The 17,959-nt window shown below is 55.9% G+C and carries 17 protein-coding genes; 14 read left to right on the top strand and 3 right to left on the bottom strand.

The window, feature by feature from the left end:
- Positions 1-28 precede the first annotated feature (28 nt).
- The gene (locus JGC47_RS14595) at positions 29-1,009 is read right to left on the bottom strand and encodes a TerC family protein (RefSeq protein ID WP_013035818.1); all 981 of its coding nucleotides are present in this window, start codon (positions 1,007-1,009) and stop codon (positions 29-31) included.
- Positions 1,010-1,421: 412 nt separating this feature from the next.
- Here JGC47_RS14595 and JGC47_RS14590 point away from each other — a divergent pair, with 412 nt between their 5' ends.
- From JGC47_RS14590 to JGC47_RS14575, 4 genes are all read left to right on the top strand, one after another.
- The gene (locus JGC47_RS14590) at positions 1,422-3,113 is read left to right on the top strand and encodes a chloride channel protein (RefSeq protein WP_004160025.1); all 1,692 of its coding nucleotides are present in this window, start codon (positions 1,422-1,424) and stop codon (positions 3,111-3,113) included.
- A gap of 275 nt (positions 3,114-3,388) precedes the next feature.
- A complete protein-coding gene (locus tag JGC47_RS14585; RefSeq protein ID WP_004160023.1) occupies positions 3,389-4,450 on the top strand; it encodes a zinc-dependent alcohol dehydrogenase in 1,062 nt (353 codons plus the stop codon).
- A gap of 4 nt (positions 4,451-4,454) precedes the next feature.
- On the top strand, positions 4,455-5,096 hold the full coding sequence (locus tag JGC47_RS14580) for an HAD family hydrolase (protein ID WP_004160022.1): 642 nt from the start codon (positions 4,455-4,457) through the stop codon (positions 5,094-5,096).
- Between the two features lie 35 nt (positions 5,097-5,131).
- Positions 5,132-6,295, top strand: a complete 1,164-nt coding sequence (locus JGC47_RS14575) for an MFS transporter (protein ID WP_004160021.1) — start codon at positions 5,132-5,134, stop codon at positions 6,293-6,295.
- A gap of 60 nt (positions 6,296-6,355) precedes the next feature.
- On the opposite strand, the gene JGC47_RS14570 is transcribed toward JGC47_RS14575, so the two are convergent.
- Entirely contained in the window at positions 6,356-6,859 is a 504-nt protein-coding gene (locus tag JGC47_RS14570) for a M48 metallopeptidase family protein (RefSeq protein ID WP_004160020.1), read from the bottom strand.
- Positions 6,860-6,941: 82 nt separating this feature from the next.
- Between JGC47_RS14570 and rlmG the strand changes: the two genes are divergently transcribed.
- Positions 6,942-8,069 carry a 23S rRNA (guanine(1835)-N(2))-methyltransferase RlmG gene (rlmG, locus tag JGC47_RS14565; protein ID WP_004160019.1) on the top strand — a complete coding sequence of 376 codons (1,128 nt, stop codon included), beginning with the start codon at positions 6,942-6,944 and terminating at the stop codon, positions 8,067-8,069.
- A 69-nt stretch (positions 8,070-8,138) separates the two neighbouring features.
- On the opposite strand, the gene JGC47_RS14560 is transcribed toward rlmG, so the two are convergent.
- Positions 8,139-10,148, bottom strand: coding sequence for an NADPH-dependent 2,4-dienoyl-CoA reductase (locus JGC47_RS14560; RefSeq protein ID WP_004163302.1), 2,010 nt, complete (start codon positions 10,146-10,148; stop codon positions 8,139-8,141).
- A gap of 364 nt (positions 10,149-10,512) precedes the next feature.
- Here JGC47_RS14560 and JGC47_RS14555 point away from each other — a divergent pair, with 364 nt between their 5' ends.
- The 9 genes from JGC47_RS14555 to pqqE all read left to right on the top strand — a co-directional run bounded on the left by JGC47_RS14555 (position 10,513) and on the right by pqqE (position 17,959).
- Positions 10,513-10,770 (top strand): hypothetical protein, encoded by a 258-nt coding sequence (locus JGC47_RS14555; protein ID WP_024015345.1) that lies wholly within the window; start codon positions 10,513-10,515, stop codon positions 10,768-10,770.
- Positions 10,771-11,247: 477 nt separating this feature from the next.
- Positions 11,248-11,907 carry a carbonic anhydrase gene (locus JGC47_RS14550; protein ID WP_004160008.1) on the top strand — a complete coding sequence of 220 codons (660 nt, stop codon included), beginning with the start codon at positions 11,248-11,250 and terminating at the stop codon, positions 11,905-11,907.
- Positions 11,904-13,382: a SulP family inorganic anion transporter gene (locus JGC47_RS14545; RefSeq protein WP_004160006.1), complete on the top strand. Its 1,479-nt coding sequence runs from the start codon at positions 11,904-11,906 to the stop codon at positions 13,380-13,382. Before JGC47_RS14550 ends, JGC47_RS14545 begins: the two co-directional genes overlap by 4 nt.
- Positions 13,383-13,492: 110 nt before the next feature.
- Complete coding sequence (locus JGC47_RS14540) at positions 13,493-14,542, top strand: dipeptidase (protein ID WP_004160003.1); 1,050 nt, start codon at positions 13,493-13,495, stop codon at positions 14,540-14,542.
- 170 nt (positions 14,543-14,712) lie between these two features.
- Entirely contained in the window at positions 14,713-14,787 is a 75-nt protein-coding gene (gene pqqA / locus JGC47_RS14535) for a pyrroloquinoline quinone precursor peptide PqqA (protein ID WP_004160001.1), read from the top strand.
- A 95-nt stretch (positions 14,788-14,882) separates the two neighbouring features.
- Positions 14,883-15,794, top strand: a complete 912-nt coding sequence (pqqB, locus tag JGC47_RS14530) for a pyrroloquinoline quinone biosynthesis protein PqqB (protein ID WP_004159998.1) — start codon at positions 14,883-14,885, stop codon at positions 15,792-15,794.
- Positions 15,791-16,546 carry a pyrroloquinoline-quinone synthase PqqC gene (pqqC, locus tag JGC47_RS14525; protein ID WP_004159997.1) on the top strand — a complete coding sequence of 252 codons (756 nt, stop codon included), beginning with the start codon at positions 15,791-15,793 and terminating at the stop codon, positions 16,544-16,546. Before pqqB ends, pqqC begins: the two co-directional genes overlap by 4 nt.
- Positions 16,547-16,602: 56 nt before the next feature.
- Positions 16,603-16,824, top strand: a complete 222-nt coding sequence (gene pqqD, locus JGC47_RS14520) for a pyrroloquinoline quinone biosynthesis peptide chaperone PqqD (RefSeq protein ID WP_229023894.1) — start codon at positions 16,603-16,605, stop codon at positions 16,822-16,824.
- Positions 16,811-17,959 (top strand): pyrroloquinoline quinone biosynthesis protein PqqE, encoded by a 1,149-nt coding sequence (gene pqqE, locus JGC47_RS14515; protein ID WP_004159995.1) that lies wholly within the window; start codon positions 16,811-16,813, stop codon positions 17,957-17,959. The genes pqqD and pqqE overlap by 14 nt, the downstream gene beginning before the upstream one ends.

Raw genomic sequence — 17,959 nt, 5'->3', positions numbered from 1 at the left:
CGGGGTCGCTGACGGCATGCAGCCGTGATTAACGCGTGGTTTCGGCTCGGGCGGCCTTGCGATCGCGGCGGTAGTTGACCCAGACGTTAATTAACAGCGTCAGCGCCAGAATACCCCCGACGATGCCAAGCGATATGGCAATTGGGATATGGTAAAAATCGACAATCAACATTTTTACCCCGATAAACACCAGAATCAACGACAGGCCATACTTCAGCATTGAAAAACGCTCTGCCACATTCGCCAGCAGGAAGTACATAGCGCGCAGGCCGAGGATGGCAAACAGGTTAGAGGTCAGTACGATAAACGGGTCGGTGGTCACGGCGAAGATCGCCGGAATGCTGTCGACTGCGAAGATCACATCGCTCAACTCCACCATAATCAGTACCAGCAGCAGCGGAGTGGCAAACAGCAGGCCGTTTCGACGCACGAAGAAGTGCTCGCCTTCGATTTTATCGGTCATACGCAGTCGGCCACGTAGCCAGCGCACCAGCGGTTTATCGCCGATGTCGCTATCATCCTCATTCGACAGCGCCATTTTGATCCCGGTAAACAGCAGGAACGCGCCGAACAGGTACAGCAACCAGCTAAACTGGGTGACCAGCCAGCTTCCGGCGAAGATCATGATGGTACGCAACACAATCGCGCCCAGCACGCCGTAAATCAGTACCCGGCGCTGCAATGCAGCCGGCACGGCAAAGTAACCAAACAGCATCAGCCAGACGAACACGTTGTCGACCGCCAACGCTTTTTCGATTAAATAACCGGTGAGGAATGCCAGCGCCTGAGTATCGGCGACTTCGCGCCCGACGGTGCCGGTGAGATACCACCAGAAGGCGGCATTGAATAACAGAGAGAGCGTCACCCATACCAGGGACCAGACCGCGGCCTGCTTCATGCTCATGGTGTGCGCACCGCGACGCCCCTGTAACAGCAGGTCAATCGCCAGCATAATAACGACAACGACAGCGAAGCTGCCCCAAAGTAGTGGCGTACCAACAGTATTCATAGCATATCCCGCGCAAAAAAAATGGCCAACGTCGGAAGACGGCAGCCACTCTGTTATTGCTGCTGTAAGCATGCCTCGCCTCCCGGCAAGGTCTCACTTACAACCTTTGTCGGTTGTTCAGTAACCGGACATCATGCGGATGTCGTATTGACGATTGACTGACGAAGAAGTTACTCCCCTTTGCCATAAGAAAGATAGGATGACGTGCGCCGAAGGTCAATATTCTTCAGTAATATTTAGACATATTTACATATTGCAACCAGCGGCACGGCAGCAATAGTCTGTTCCGATCGGCATTTTGCCCGGCGGTTATCGGATCCCCGGCGGCCGTTAGCGCCCGGCATCTGCCTGAGCAATTTGATTTTTCCGCTATCCTCTCACACGATAAAGCAAATTATTCTGAGGCAATTCGATGAGCTCACACAGCGGACATGCACTAAACTGGACCCGTATTCTGGTCGCTATCCCGGTTGGGCTGGTGGCCTCGCTGGTGACGCTGGCCTTTCGTGAAGCGATAGCCCTGCTTAATGGCCTGCTATTCGGTGGACAGGCTGATATTACCGAGGCGATACGGGTTTATCCCTGGTACTGCTGGCCGCTGATTGTCGGCGTTGGTGGTCTGATTGCCGGGTTCTTTCTGCGCTATGCCACGGCGATTGAGCAAAAGCAGACGCTGCGCACCGATTATCTGGACGTGATCAACGCCCGGCTGGATGCGGTGCCGGCCCGTACCTCGTTGTTTCGCGGGCTTTCTTCCCTTGCCAGTATTAGCAGCGGGGCATCCATTGGACGGGAAGGACCAATGGTGCAGCTTTCTGCACTGAGTGGGAGTCTGATGGGGCGCTGGCTGTTTAAAAAGCTGGCGTTGAAAAATAGCGATGTGGTGGCGATGGCCGCCGCCGCCGGCTTGTCTTCGGTTTATCATGCGCCGCTGGCTTCGGCGATATTCGTCGCGGAAATCGCTTTCGGGATCGCGGCAATGCAGCGGTTGATCCCGCTGATTATCTCTTCCGGCGTAGCGGTATTGACCATGTGGTCGCTGGGTCACGGTTCGGCTATCTACCCGTTTTCCCACGGCCAGTTTGAACTGACGCCGGGCAACATGGCGTTGACCATTGCCATTGGGCTGCTGGCAGGTTTGCTGGGCTGGGGGATGACCGCGCTGATAAGCCACAGCAAACGGCTGTTCGCCCCGCTGCGTTGTCTGCCGCTGCGTCTGGGCCTTGGTGGCCTGCTGGTTGGGGGGCTGGCTGTCGGCAGTAGCCAGATCCTTGGCAACGGCTATGAGGTGATTGTGCGCATTATGGCTGGCGGTTTCCTGTTGCCGATGCTGCTGACGTTGCTGTTGCTTAAAATGCTGGCAACGGCAATTTCCGTCGGTTCCGGTGCCGTGGGTGGGCTGTTTACTCCGGCACTGTTGATCGGTGCATTGATGGGCAGCGTGGTAGCGCTGCTGGCGGTAAAAGCCGGGCTGCCTGTAAGTAACGTTGCGGTGTTTGCGGCGATCGGCATGGGCGCGCTGCTGGCCGCGGTCAGTCAGGCACCGTTGATGGCGATGCTGATGGTACTGGAGATGACGCTAAACAGCAGCCTGTTATTCCCGGCGATGATCGCCAGCGTACTGGCTTCGATGACGGTGTATCGCCTGCACTCCGGCAGCACCTATGCCGTTGTCAGCAGTCATTTTAGCCGCTCGGACGCCAAGTTCGACTTCGACAATGGCGTTGTATCACAATTTATTGTTTCCGGCGCGGCGTTGACACCGCAGGACTCGGTGGGGAAAGCGTTGGCGGTCAGCTCACTGAAGCGTGAGCGCTTTGTATATGTGATCGATGACCAGGGGCAGTTCCTCGGCGCCGTTTCAATTCACGATATCTCCCACAAGGTGCTGGATAAGGAGATCGCGCTGACCTCCCCGGTTAGTTGCGTGATGGATGCGCATTTCCCCATTATTTATGCCGGGCAGACCATCAGAGAAGGGTGGGAAGCTTTCGCTCAGGTCACGCTGGAGCGCCTGCCGGTACTGAATAATGCGCAGGAAAAAAAGTATCTCGGCGCGCTGACAAAAACCAGCCTTATTCAGCAGGCGCAGGATTTTATCTGATGTGCACCGTCTGCCAGCCATAAGCTCCGAACGCGATCGGCCACCGGGCTGTATGGTTTTGACACCCCCAGCCCGCAATATGCAGCTGAAGTTATTGCTATAGCTGCCAAACACGGGCTGATTATTCGTGGTGCACGCTACGGTAAAAGCAACGCGCTAAAAGTTCGTCCTCCTCTGATCTGTACCCGGGAACACTTGCAGGAAATTCTTACCAAGCTGGATGCAACATTTAATGAAATCCAGCAGTCTCCTGTTTACCAAGCGGAGGTTGCATAATGCAGGCGCTTAAATATATCCGTCCATGGCATGTTGAAATTGCTGATATACCGCCGCTGACGTGTTCAGCACCGGATGATGTGATTGTCGACGTCGACGTCTGTGGCATTTGTGGTACTGACGTTGGCATCATTAGCGGCGATTATCCTGTAGCGCTGACAGGTACCACGCTTGGGCATGAAACCAGCGGCGTGGTGACCAGCGTGGGTGAAAGCGTCACTCAGTTTAAAGTGGGTGATCGAGTGGTTGTCAATCCGACTTACTCCTGTCAGCAATGCCGGATGTGCCAGACCGGTAACCCTAACCATTGTGAAATGAAGATCGGCACTGAAGCCGGCGTATCTGCTGATGGGGCTTTTGCAGGTCAGTATCGCGCGAAGGAAGGTTTTTTACGTAAGCTGGATGACCATGTCAGCATGCAGGCGGCAACGCTTACCGAACCGTTAAGCTGCACGATTACCGGGGTGGATAAGCTGGCAATAACCCACACCAATATCCGTGCAGCCGTCGCCGGTGCCGGTCCAATGGGGATGCTCTATTTATGGGTACTGCATCAGCGCGGCGTCGAGGCATTGATGGTAGAAAAGAATCCTCACCGTTATCAGTTTGCCCGTAATAATCTGCCACCTGCCGCGCGCATTTATGACGATTTTGAGCAGGCTCTTGAACAGAAATACGGATCCCGCAACGGCCAGATCGACCTTGTGGTCGATACCACCGGCCAGTTGACCGAACTGGTTTTCGAGCATCTTGCTCCCGGCGGCAAATTATTGAACGTGGCGCTAAAGGATAAACACGCAACCCTCGACATACTGAAAATTGCCGATAAGAGCCTGTCAGTGATCGGTTCGATTGATTCTCTGAACAATAGCTTTGAACGCGCCTACCTTATGATCCGTGATGGGTTGATCCCCGCCGATCGTCTGATAAGCCATGAAATCGACTTTGCCGATTACCAATATGCTTTCCGACGGGTTGGCTGCGACATTGCCAATAAGACAATGGCCCCGCCAGAAGCAGCAAATTGTAAAGTACTGATACGAATGGGTAAAAGGAATTAACAGAGTGAACATAACTTCTCTGACCGTGATTTTTGATATTGACGGTGTGATCGTTGATAGCGAAAAGCTGCATTACGAGGTGCTGCAAGCATGGGTACCCGGGCAGATTCAGCATTATACGCCGCAGCAGCTTATAGGACTTAGCCTTGAGGAAACGCTCAGCTTTATCGGTATCGCCGCTTGTTCCCATCCCGATATCATTGCGCGGGTGGTTGATACCTATAAAGACCTGCTCACCCCACAGGCCTTGCGCCCGGGCGTGCGCGATCTGATCCACAGGCTGCATCGGCAGGGCATCGCTTTTGGCTTTGTTTCCACCGCGCCACGGCATATATGCCTGGCTAATCTGGCGCTGCTCCAGCTGGATGCGCCCGTCCAGCTGATTGGAGGAGACGACATCGCGCGTACCAAGCCGTTCCCCGATCCCTATCTGGAGATGCTCAGCCGACTCAACGCCGATGCAAAGAAAACGGTGGTGATTGAAGATACTGACCTGGGCATTGCGGCGGCTCATCAGGCAGGTATCGCGCAGATATATGCATGGCCTCATGCGCTCTCTGACCAGCAGCAATATCTGCAAGCTTCTGCGGTCATTGCCTCTCTGCAAGATATCGCTGAATTCTCTCAGCTAAACTTAATTCAATGACCCATTCCCCCACTTTATCGTGGGGGTATAAGGATATGTTTGTGACTGAAAAAGATGCCATTCCCCTTATCAACAAACCGATTGCCGCCACGCGCAAAGCCTTTTTCATCGCCGGTTTTTCTCTGGCAAGCTGGGCTCCGCTTATCCCGCTAACGAAAGAGCGCCTGCAGGTGGATAATGGCATGATGGGGGTGATCCTGTTAGCTTTTGGCCTGGGATCGCTGGTCATGATGCCTTTATCCGGGATGTTGGCTGCCCGCTTCGGCTGTCGCCGCGTTTTTACGCTGGCGCTGCTGTTGGTGTTAGTTACGCTGCCGGCGTTAGTGACATTGGATAGTATTGTGCCGCTGGCGCTGGCGCTTTTTTGCTTTGGTGCCGGAATCGGTGCCATGGATGTTGTGGTCAATATTCATGCCGTGATCACCGAGAAATATGCGCAAAGACCGATAATGTCCGGATTTCATGCACTTTTCAGCCTGGGGGGCATTGCCGGTGCTGCCGTCGTCAGCGCACTGCTGTCCTGGGAAGTGCCACCGCTCAAGGTCGTGGCGATCGTCATGGCGCTGTTGGCATCGATCATGCTGTTTGCCTGGTCTGGCCTGATGGATGAGGCGGAACGCCGCAAGACGCCTTTTTTTGTGTTGCCAAAGGGAGCCGTACTTCTGCTGGGACTGCTGTGCTGCGTCGCCTATATGATGGAAGGTTCCATGCTGGACTGGAGCGGGATCCTGCTTATCAGTCAGCATAGCATCGATCTTCGCCAGGCCGGGCTGGGATACACGCTCTTCGCTATCACCATGACTTCAGGGCGTTTGCTGGGTGACAAGGCGGTTGAAAAACTGGGGGCGAAGAAGATCTTTATTGGCAGTGCGATGCTGGCCACCGCGGGATTTATCGTGCTTATTGTCAGTCATACGCTGTTCATCACCGCGTTGGCATTTCTGTTGATTGGTCTTGGCGTTGCCAACATTGCACCGATGCTGTTTACTGCTTCAGGGCAGCAAAAGGATATGCCGGATGCGCTAGCGGTTGCTGCGGTTTATACCCTCGGCTATTCAGGAATATTAGTCGGCCCCGCACTTATTGGCTTCGTTGCTCATCTTTCCTCTTTGATTGGCGCATTTGTTTTTGTCAGTCTGCTTTCAATCATTCTGCTCATTGTTTCAGGCAGGGTCAGATTAACGGCTCAGGGACAATAAGCGTACCGGTAGCCTGGCGCAGGCAGGCTAGCGGTACCCATCAGCAAGCTTGATTATTGATTAGCCTGCACGCCCCTCCAGCGCCTGTGCCGTAAGCCACAGTCGGGTATCGAACTCGAGCTGATGGTATTGTGGCTCCATATGGCAGCACAGCTGGTAAAACGCTTTGTTGTGATCCTTCTCTTTAATGTGCGCCAGTTCATGTACTACGATCATACGCAGAAATGCCTCCGGGGCCTGCTTAAAGATGGTTGCGACGCGGATTTCAGCTTTAGCTTTGAGTTTGCCGCCCTGAACGCGTGATATCGCCGTATGCAGCCCCAACGCGTGCTTCATCACTTTAATTTTGCTGTCGTAGATGACTTTGTTCAGCGGTGGTGCATTGCGTAGCGCCTGATTTTTTAAATTCAGCGCGTAGTCGTACAGCGCTTTGTCGCTGGTGATACTGTGCATCGCGGGGTAACGCTGGCTGACAACTTTTTTCAGCCGCTGCTGTTCAATCAGGGTGCGCACCTGAGACAGCAGCGATTCAGGGTAACCTTGCAGGTAAATAAGCGATGACATACTGACTCCGGTGAAGAAAAACGTTTACTGTACGCCCGTTTTGGGGGATAAAACGCGGGAATTTTACCACTAAGGTGATCCCATGAGCCAACTTGAACTGAGCAACCGCATGCTGACGCTGCATCGCTTTCCCCAAATGCGCGAAGAAAGCCCGTTGCAGGCGTGGGATGCGGCCGATGAATACCTGCTTAACCAGCTGGGGGATGCCCCGGTCAACGGCCCGACGCTCATCTTCAATGATACCTTCGGCGCGCTGGCGTGCGCGCTGGCGGGGGAGGACGTCTGGAGCATCAGCGACTCCTGGTTGAACCAGCAGGCTACCCGGCAGAATCTGGCGCTGAATCAGCTCGACGAGGGCGACGTGCGGCTACTTGATAGCCTGGCTCCTCTGCCCGCGGCGCCGGCGCGGGTGCTGATAAAAGTGCCAAAAACTCTCGCACTACTTGAACATCAGCTGCGTGCGCTGCGCGCAGTAGTCACGCCAGAAACGCAAATCATCGGCGCCGGTAAAGCGAAAGAGATCCACACCTCGACCCTGCAGCTGTTTGAAAAAGTGCTTGGCCCGACCACCACCTCGCTGGCCCGGAAAAAGGCGCGCCTGATCTACGCCTCGTTCAGCAAACCCGAACTGCAACACAGCGAGGTGATAACCCGCTGGCCGCTGGACGGTACGCCCTGGCAAATTCACAATCACGCCAACGTGTTTGCTCGCGGCAGCCTGGATATCGGTGCGCGTTTCTTTATGCAGCATCTGCCGGAAAATATCGACGGCGAAATCATCGATCTCGGCTGCGGCAACGGCGTGATTGGTTTAATTGCCCTGCAACAGAATCCGCTGGCGCAGATCCACTTCCTTGATGAATCCTATATGGCGGTCGCATCCAGCCGTCTGAACGTCGGGCTAAATTGCCCCGACGATCTGGCACGCTGCGAGTTCCGGGTGAACAATGCGCTGGCCGGCTATCCCTCGGACCGCCTGCATGCGGTGCTGTGCAATCCGCCCTTTCACCAGCAGAACGCGGTCACCGATCATATCGCCTGGCAGATGTTCCGCGATGCCCGCCGCTGCCTGCAGTACGGTGGCGAGCTGCGTATCGTCGGTAATCGTCATCTCGACTACTACCACAAAATGAAGAAGCTGTTTGGGAACTGCACCACTGTGGCGACGCAGCAGAAGTTTGTGGTGCTGCGTTCGGTGAAAATGCCTTAGGCGATCGGAGTGGCGAGGGGAGGGGCCGGACAACAAGGCAGCGCCGTTGATCCATCCTCAGGCACGCAGTCAAATCGCTAAACCAAGCCGGGTGCCCTGGGCAATGGCCCGCCGTGCATCAAGTTCGGCGGCAACATCTGCCCCGCCGATGATATGGAGCGGCAGACCAAAAGCCAGCAGATCCTTTTCCAGTTCCCGCTGCGTATCCTGCCCGGCGCAGATCACCACATTATCGACCGCCAGCAGCTGCGGTTCGCCGTTGCGGACAATATGCAGGCCATCGTCGTCAATGCGTTGATAGCGTACGCCGCCCCACATCTCTACCCCATGCTTTTGCAGGCTGGCGCGGTGGATCCAGCCGGTGGTTTTCGCCAGCCCGGCACCGGGTTTGCCCTCTTTGCGCTGCAACAGCCAGATCTGACGTGCATGCCGGGGGGGCTGCGCGGGCAGCAGCCCCCCCGGCTGCTTCAGGCTGCGGTCGATGCCCCATTCCTGACAAAAGCGGCTGATATCCAGACTGGGTGACGGGCCGCTGACGGCGAGGTATTCAGCTGTATCGAAGCCAACGCCCCCGGCACCGATAATGGCTACGCGCTGGCCCAGCGGCTTTTTATCGCCAATCACGTCCAGATAACTGAGTACCGAAGGATGACCGATCCCCGGAATGTCCGGCGTGCGTGGCACGATCCCGGTTGCCAGCACTACTTCATCGAAGCCGATTACATCCTCTGGTTTTACGCGGTGGTTGAGCCGTTGGGTGATGCCGTGAAGCGCCAGCTGGCGGCGAAAGTAGCGCAGCGTTTCGCTAAATTCTTCTTTACCGGGAATTTGCCGGGCGATATTAAACTGGCCGCCGATTTCCGCGTGCGCATCAAACAGCGTGACCGCATGTCCGCGTGCCGCGGCGTTAACGGCAAACGCCAGCCCGGCCGGCCCGGCACCGACCACCGCCAGATTTTTCCGCTGGCGCGCCGGGCGGCTGACCAGTACCGTTTCGTGGCAGGCGCGCGGGTTGACCAGGCAAGAAGTGAGTTCACCGACGAAGACGCGATCGAGGCAGGCCTGATTGCAGCCGATGCAGGTATTAATTTCGTCGCTGCGCCCCTCGCTGGCTTTCAGCACGAACTCGGCGTCGGCGAGAAACGGGCGCGCCATTGACACCATATCGGCACAGCCTTCATCGAGCAGCGCCTGGGCGACAGCAGGATGATTGATGCGGTTGGTGGCAATCAGCGGGATGTTGACATGCGGCCTGAGAATTTGCGTTACCCAGGCAAAGGCAGCACGCGGCACCGAGGTGGCAATCGTCGGGATACGCGCTTCATGCCAGCCGATACCGGTATTGAGCAGCGTGGCGCCCTGCTGTTCCAGCGCTTGTGCCAGGCGGATAGTGTGATCCAGCGTGCTGCCCTGTTCCACCAGGTCCAGCATCGACAGGCGGAAGATGATGATAAACGCCGGCCCGGTAGCTGCGCGCACCGCCCTGAGGATCGCCAGCGCAAAACGCTGGCGGCGTACTTCATCGCCGCCCCATTCGTCGTTGCGCTGATTAGTATGCTCCACAAGGAACTGGTTAATTAAATAGCCTTCAGAACCCATTATTTCCACGCCATCGTAGCCTGCCTGCCTGGCCAGCGCAGCGCAGCGAGCGTAATCAGCAATCAGACGCAAAATGTCTGTATGGCTTAGCTGACGCGGGCAAAACGGGTTGACTGGCGCCTGGATCGCGGACGGGGCGACCAGCCTGGGCTGAAAACTGTAGCGCCCGGCGTGCAGGATCTGCATGGCGATTTTCCCCCCGGCCCGGTGCACTGCATCGGTCACCAGGCGATGCGGTGCCAGCTGTGAAGGGGCATTCAGCACTGACGCCCCGGCGCTGACCACGCCTTCCACCGCTGGCGCAATACCGCCGGTCACGATCAACGCCACCCCGGCGCGGGCGCGCTCGGCATAGAATGCCGCCAGCCTTGCAGGCCCGTCAGGATGCTCTTCCAGCCCGGTATGCATCGATCCCATCAGAAAACGGTTTTTAAGCTGGGTGAAACCCAGGTCCAGCGGGGTAAACAGTGATGCGCTCATGGTCGGCAATCCTGAAGTGGTCGGATGAGTTCAACTGTAGCGGGCAAACGAGCAGGGTGAAAGACAGGATTAGCGCTTTGTGATGAATGCCACTGATTGGTAGCAGGGCGTAAGGACAACCTGCTTCGGGTTATCTGTAACATCAACTTTAGCGATCTCAGTCACGGTTCTGCCAATGCAACCCCGTTTCGCCAACAGGCTACAGAGCGTTATTGCTACTGGGATCTACACTTATCACCATCACGCAATTCTGCATCATTAGCGGTGATTATCGCCAGCATGCCGGGTTCAGCGAAACGGCCCCGCGCCTTGCCGCTGACCCGACACCGCTCGCCAGAGTGCAACTGACTTTCAAAGGATAACCATGACATCTCTTTTCTCACCCGAAAACCAACGGAAACCGATCAGCGGCGCTGTCCGCGGCATCGGGTTGCTGATGGCTCAGGGGCTGGCGCAGCAGCGATGCGTCATGCCGCCCGCCAACAGGGCGCTTGCGCTGCTGCCGCGGAGCTGCAATGGCAAGGCATTGACCCACACGCCGAGGCGTTTAACGTCACCCAACCCGGTAAGGTCAACGCCGCCGGACAAGTGCATCTCGTTTGTTTTACAGGTAACGATCTGACAAGGTTGCACGGAAAGAAATCTGCCATTAGAAGGGCTAAGCGTTGACATATTATGTGCAGCCCGATTATCTAATGTAAATTTGTTTAAATAGCTCCAGATTAACTGACATTTATTGATTACACAGGCAACTAACTAATATATTTCATGGCGCTTATGCTCATCGTTTCACCCTCCTTATTCAATGGTCATCCATGGTTTAAAACCGTTATGAAATAGTTGTAAATTTAAAAAAAATATTTTTTTTGATTGAATGTTAACCGAGGCTTAATTTTTAATTGTATGAAAAATAGCGAAATTTGATCTTGCCTGTGCTTGCGTCGCGCCCGAACTAAGTTTAGTTTACTCAATGTCAGACTGGACTGAACGCATGCAAAAAGACGGCATAATTAATTTAAAAAAAATATACCCATCAAACTTAGGACTATTCCTAATCGCATTTTATTGATCTAAGTGTTAAAACTTATTTCTCAGTTATTTGAATATCTGTTTCTGGAAGAGAGATTATATCTTGAGGACACTCAAACCCCTGTTAGCTAAAAACCGCAGTTGGGCATTACAGCGACAGCAGCGTCATCCACAATATTTTCAGCAAAATGCAGAAGGCCAGCAGCCACATTCATTATGGATTGGCTGTTCCGACAGCCGGGTTCCGGCAGAAGTTCTGACTAATTCGCACCCGGGCGAGCTGTTTGTGCATCGTAATATCGCCAATATGGTCGTCAGCAATGACGATAATTTTATGAGCGTATTGCAATATGCCATCGAATATTTGCAGGTTTCGCGCATTGTCCTTTGTGGACACTATGGCTGCGGCGGCGTGCAGGCGGCGCTGACGCTGCCGGATCTGCCGTTAAATGATGAGAATTCAGCGCTGGCAAGGCGTATCACCCTGTTGCGCGAAGCGCTGTCCGTCCAGCTCGCTGCGCCCAATGCGCAAGAGGACGATGTTGCTCGTCTCAATCGCCTTGTCGAAGCCAATGTACTGGCGCAGTTCAGCCAGCTGGTGCAAACCGTGCCGGTGGTTAACGCGTGGCGTAAAGGAGCCGATCTTGACGTATTTGGTTGCGTTTACGACCTGCACAGCGGACATCTGAAAGAGCTGGTTCAGCAACAGTCAGAGGGGGGTTGCACGTGAATCTACAAACCTTGCGCCGGGACATTCCCGCGGGATTAGTGGTGTTTCTGGTTGCCTTGCCGCTGTGCCTGGGGATTGCCCAGGCCAGCGGTCTGCCACCGTTTGTCGGGCTGCTGACCGGCGTGGTTGGAGGCCTGGTGGTCACCACTTTCAGCCCATCCAGGTTCGCTGTCAGTGGCCCGGCGGCAGGGCTGGTCACTATTGTCACCGGCGCGATTGAAACGCTCGGTTCCTTCTCTGCACTGCTGCTGGCGCTGATCGTGGCCGGCGTACTGCAATTCTCGCTGGGCGTGGTACGCGCGGGGCGATTTATCAGCCTTGTGCCGGGCAGCGTGATCAAAGGAATGCTGGCGGCTATTGGCATCCTTCTGATTATCCAGCAAATTCCGGTTGCTCTTGGCGCAGCGGGTGAAAACGATTTGGCCTCGTGGCTGACCGGCAGTGCACTGAATATCTCTTTACCCGCGATGGCGGTCGCGCTCAGTGGGTTATTGGTTCTCTGGCTGTGGACGACGTCGGCGGTGAAAAAAAATCGCTGGCTGGGCTGGATGCCAGGCCCGCTGATGGCGGTGCTGCTTGGCTGCGTGGCCACCGTTCTCGGCGGGCGTCTGTTTCCTGAATTAGCGAGCAACCTTCCGCGCATTTCATTGCCTGCATTTGACAGCATCACATCGCTGGCCGGTGAGTTGCAGCGCCCTGACTGGATGGCCTGGCAAAACCCGGCGGTGTACATGGTGGCCGTCACGCTGGCCCTGGTCGCCAGCCTGGAAACCCTGCTCAGCCAGGAGGCGTTGCAGAAAATACGTCTGCAGCATCCGGCACCCTCGCCGGACAAAGAGCTACGCGCCCAGGGGCTGGGTAATGCGCTGTGCGGTTTCCTCGGCGGTCTGCCGATCACTGCGGTGATCGTGCGCAGTTCGGTGAACGTGGGCGCCGGGGCGCAGAGTAAGCTGTCCATTTTGATCCACGGCTTGTTATTGCTGATTTGCGGCCTGTGGTTCAGTGGCTTACTGAATGCCATCCCGCTCGCCAGCCTTGCTGCGGTACTGTTATATACCGGCTACAAGCTGGCATCTCCGCGGCTGTTCGTGTCGCAAATTCGTCAGGGGGCGCAGCAGTCGGTGCCTTTCCTCGCCACCGTTGGCGGCATTTTGATCTTCGGTATGCTGGCGGGGATTGCGATTGGCCTTATCACGCAAGTCCTGTTCAGTACCTGGCGCAGCCAGCGTAATGCGATGATGCTGACGCAATATGACGATCATTACGTACTGCGCTTCCAGCAAAACCTGAACTTTATGCATAATCCTCGTCTGAAAGGCCTGCTGGCGCAGATCCCGGAAAACAGCGTGGTGATCGTTGACCACGACAATGCAGAATATCTTGACCCGGATGTGACTGCGGTGCTGCAAGAATTTGGCGATGAGGCGCAACAGCGGGGTATCCAGCTCACTCACTGGCCGGTTAAGCTGGCGTAAAAAGCGTGCAGCAAGAGATAAGGCCACGGCAGCAGAGTGGCCTTTTTGCTGCCCGGCCCCTGATTGGGGGTATATTATTAAGGCTTTACGATTGAGAAGATGGCAACCTGATGACCGATTCCTCCCCGTTAAACCCCGTCTTCGATGGCCATAACGACCTGCTGCTGCATCTGTGGCTGAACCACCCGGAAAACCCTGCCGAGGCCTTTTTCAACCGGCGTCTTAGTGGTCATCTCGATTTTAGCCGTATGCGGCAGGGCGGTTTTGCCGGTGGGCTGTTTGCCGTATTCGTGCCGCCCTCAGATTACGTGGCAACGTTCCACGGACGGGACGCGCAGCAGGAAGCGTTGCGCCACGATGCGCTGGCGATCACTGCAAGCCAGATTGCCATCCTGCAACAGCTTGCATCGCAGTCGGGCGGGCGGGCGAAGATCTGCCGCAGCGCCAGCGAAATTGAGCAGTGCATGGCCGGCGGCGTACTGGCGATGGTGATGCATATTGAAGGGGCGGCAGCGCTGGATGGCGACCTGAGCCAGCTCGATCGCTGGGTGGATGCCGGACTGCGCAGCATCGGGCCGTTCTGGAACCTTCCCAACCGTTTTGGTTTTGGCGTCAGCGGCAGTTTCCCCGGTTCGCCAGATAGCGGGGAGGGGTTGACCGCAGCAGGAAAACAGCTTATCCGCCTGTGTAATCAGCGTCGGCTGATGGTCGATGTTTCACATATGAATGAAAAGGCGTTCTGGGATACCGCCAGACTGAGTAATGCTCCGCTGGTAGCAAGCCATTCAAACGTGCATACCCTGTGCCCGCAACCCCGCAACCTGACAGACGATCAGCTGGCAGCGATCGCCTACAGCGACGGGCTGGTGGGGCTGAACTTTGGTACTGCATTTCTGCGCAGCGATGGCAAGCGTGGCGGCGATATGCCGCTAAGCGTGATGGTCCGGCACCTTGATTACCTGCTGGAAAAGCTGGGGGAAGACCGCGTGGCGTTTGGTTCAGACTTCGACGGGGTCCACCTGGCGGATGATATCCGCGATGTCAGCGGATTGCCCCGGCTGCTGGCCGTACTGCGCGGTGCGGGTTATAGCGAGCCGCTGTTGGCAAAGCTGTGCCGCGCGAACTGGCTAAGGATCCTGCGAAAAACGTGGGGAAATTAATTGGTTAATTTTAAAAAAAGTGGTCCGGTTAGCATAATCTGCTCAAAGTACAGGGTTGATATCGATTTATCATCAGTGCAATCTGTCCCGCTACGTTATTAACTTCGATAATGTAGCTATTTTGGTCAACATTGAAGACTTGAGCTTTTTTTACACCTGAGGAAATGATAATGCAGTGGACTAAACCAACGTTTATCGATATGCGTCTGGGGCTGGAAGTCACGTTATATATATCTAATCGTTAACCCCTCGCCTTATCACAATGTGAATAACGCTGGCTAAAACGGTGATGCCTGTGGTTAAGCCCAGGCATTTTTTCATTCCCTTTCCCGGTTAACCCATGAAAATCAAAGTTCTCGGATCTGCGGCCGGCGGCGGTTTTCCGCAATGGAACTGCTATTGCCCTAATTGCCAGGGCGTGCGTAACGGTAGCATCCGCGCCACGGCCCGCACCCAGTCTTCCATCGCGGTCAGCGATAACGGCAGCGACTGGGTGCTTTGCAACGCCTCGCCCGATATCTGTCATCAGATTGCTGCCAACCCCGAACTTCATCCACAGGGTAAGCTGCGCGGTTCGGGAATTGGCTCCATCATTCTTACCGACAGTCAGATCGATCACTGCACCGGCTTGCTGAATCTGCGAGAAGGTTGCCCACATCATGTGTGGTGCACAGCAGAGGTGCACGCGGATCTGACCAGTGGTTTTCCGATCTTCACCATGCTGCAACACTGGAACGGTGGACTGGTGCATCATGCTATTCAGCTCGCGCAGCCTTTTTCCGTCGCGGTGTGTCCGGCGTTGCGGTTTACTGCTATTCCCATCCTCAGCAACGCCCCACCTTACTCACCGTATCGCGGGCGTCCGCTTCCCGGACACAATATCGCGCTGATGATCGAAAATACCGCCAGCGGCAGCAAACTGCTGTATGCCCCCGGTTTGGGCGAACCAGATGCGCAGCTGTTGGATTTGATGTCGCAGGCCGACTGCCTGCTGGTTGACGGTACGCTGTGGCAGGACAACGAGCTGGCAAATACCGGCGTTGGGCGCAACACCGGCCGCGATATGGGCCACCTGGCGCTGGATGAAGATCGCGGGCTGATGGCGCTACTGGGCGATCTGCCCGCACCGCGCAAGATCCTGATCCATATTAATAATACTAATCCGATCCTTGATGAATCCTCCGCCGAGCGTCTGGCGTTGAGCGCACGCGGCATCGAGGTCAGCTACGACGGCATGAGCATAGAACTATGACCCAACCGGCATTGATGACTCCACAACAGTTTGAACAGGCGCTGCGCGCTCGCGGCGCTTACTACCATATTCATCACCCGTACCATATCGCTATGCATAACGGCGAGGCTACGCGTGAGCAGATCCAGGGCTGGGTGGCGAACCGCTATTATTACCAGACCCGTATTCCTTTGAAAGACGCCGCGATTATGGCGAACTGCCGGGATGCGTTAACCCGGCGTAAATGGGTACAGCGTATTCTCGACCATGATGGCCAGGGCGACAGCGAGGGCGGTATCGAAGCCTGGCTGCGGCTTGGTGAAGCCGTTGGCCTGGATCGTGATGTGCTGCAGTCAGAGCAGCGGGTGCTGCCCGGCGTGCGCTTTGCCGTTGATGCCTACGTTTCCTTTGCCCGCCGTGCCGTCTGGCAGGAAGCCGCCTGTAGCTCACTGACTGAACTGTATGCCCCTGAAATCCATCAGTCGCGTCTCAACAGCTGGCCGCAGCACTACCCGTGGATCGAGGAAGAGGGCTACGGCTATTTCCGTGGTCGCCTGGGCCAGGCCCGGCGCGATGTTGAACATGGTTTACAGCTGGCGCTTGAGTACTGCAACAGCGTTGAAAAACAGCAGCGTATGCTGGAGATCCTGCAATTTAAGCTGGATATTTTGTGGAGCATGCTGGATGCCATGACCATGGCGTATACACTTAACCGTGCGCCTTATCACACCGTGACCGATCAACCCGTCTGGCATAAAGGAAATCTGCTGTGAAATGTGACCAACGCATTCCCATATTCCGCCGTGGATATCGTCTGCAATGGGAAGAGATGCAGAATTGCCATGTCATCCTCTATCCCGAAGGGATGGCTAAACTCAACGACAGCGCAACGATGATCCTCGAACTGGTGGATGGTCAACGCTCGCTGGCTGATATCGCCCGTACGCTGAATGTGCGGTTCCCGGACGCGGGTGGCGTTGATGATGACGTCACCGATTTCTTTGCCGCCGCGCGTGAACAGAAGTGGATAATTTTCCGTGAACCCAGCTGAATCACCGATCAAACCGCCGCTCTGGCTACTGGCGGAGCTGACCTACCGCTGCCCGTTACAATGCCCGTATTGCTCCAACCCGCTTGACTTTGCACGGCAGGAAAAAGAGCTGACGACTGCCCAGTGGATCGACGTCTTTAAGCAGGCGCGGGCGATGGGCGCGGTACAGATTGGCTTTTCGGGTGGCGAACCGCTGGTGCGTAACGATCTGCCCGAGCTGATCCGCAGCGCGCGCGATCTCGGTTTCTATACCAACCTGATTACCTCCGGGATCGGCCTGACGCAGAAGAAGATCGACGCCTTCGCCGAAGCGGGACTGGATCATATTCAGATCAGCTTCCAGGCCAGCGATGAAACCCTGAATGCGGCGCTGGCCGGATCGACAAAGGCATTTCAACAAAAGCTGGAGATGGCGCGTGCGGTTAAAGCGCACGGCTATCCAATGGTGCTGAATTTTGTGCTGCATCGCCACAATATCGACCAGCTTGACCGCATTATCGAGCTGTGCATCGAACTGGAAGCCGATGATGTCGAGCTGGCAACCTGCCAGTTTTACGGCTGGGCGCAGCTCAACCGCGAGGGACTGCTGCCTACCCGCGACCAGCTGGCACGCGCCGAGGCGGTGGTGCACCACTACCGCGAGAAGATGGCCGCCAGCGGTAATCTGGCCAATCTGCTGTTCGTCACCCCGGACTATTATGAAGAGCGGCCTAAGGGCTGCATGGGCGGCTGGGGCGCGATCTTCCTCAGCGTCACGCCGGAAGGCATGGCGCTGCCCTGTCACAGCGCCCGCCAGCTACCGATACCTTTCCCGTCGGTGCTGGAGCACAGCCTGCAGGATATCTGGTTTAACTCGTTTGGCTTTAACCGTTATCGCGGCTTTGACTGGATGCCGGAGCCATGTCGATCCTGTGATGAAAAAGAGAAAGACTTCGGCGGCTGCCGCTGCCAGGCGTTTATGCTGACCGGCAACGCTGATAACGCCGACCCGGTATGCAGCAAGTCAGAACATCACGGCACCATCCTTGCCGCGCGTGAACAGGCCAACTGCAGCCACATTCAGGTGAACCAGCTACGGTTCCGTAATCGCGCAAACTCCCAGCGGGTTAACGCCCAGCTGATCTTCAAGGGCTGA

This window comes from Erwinia amylovora, assembly GCF_017161565.1.
Classification (GTDB): Bacteria; Pseudomonadota; Gammaproteobacteria; order Enterobacterales; family Enterobacteriaceae; genus Erwinia; species Erwinia amylovora.
This window is presented reverse-complemented; position numbering and strand designations above follow the sequence as displayed.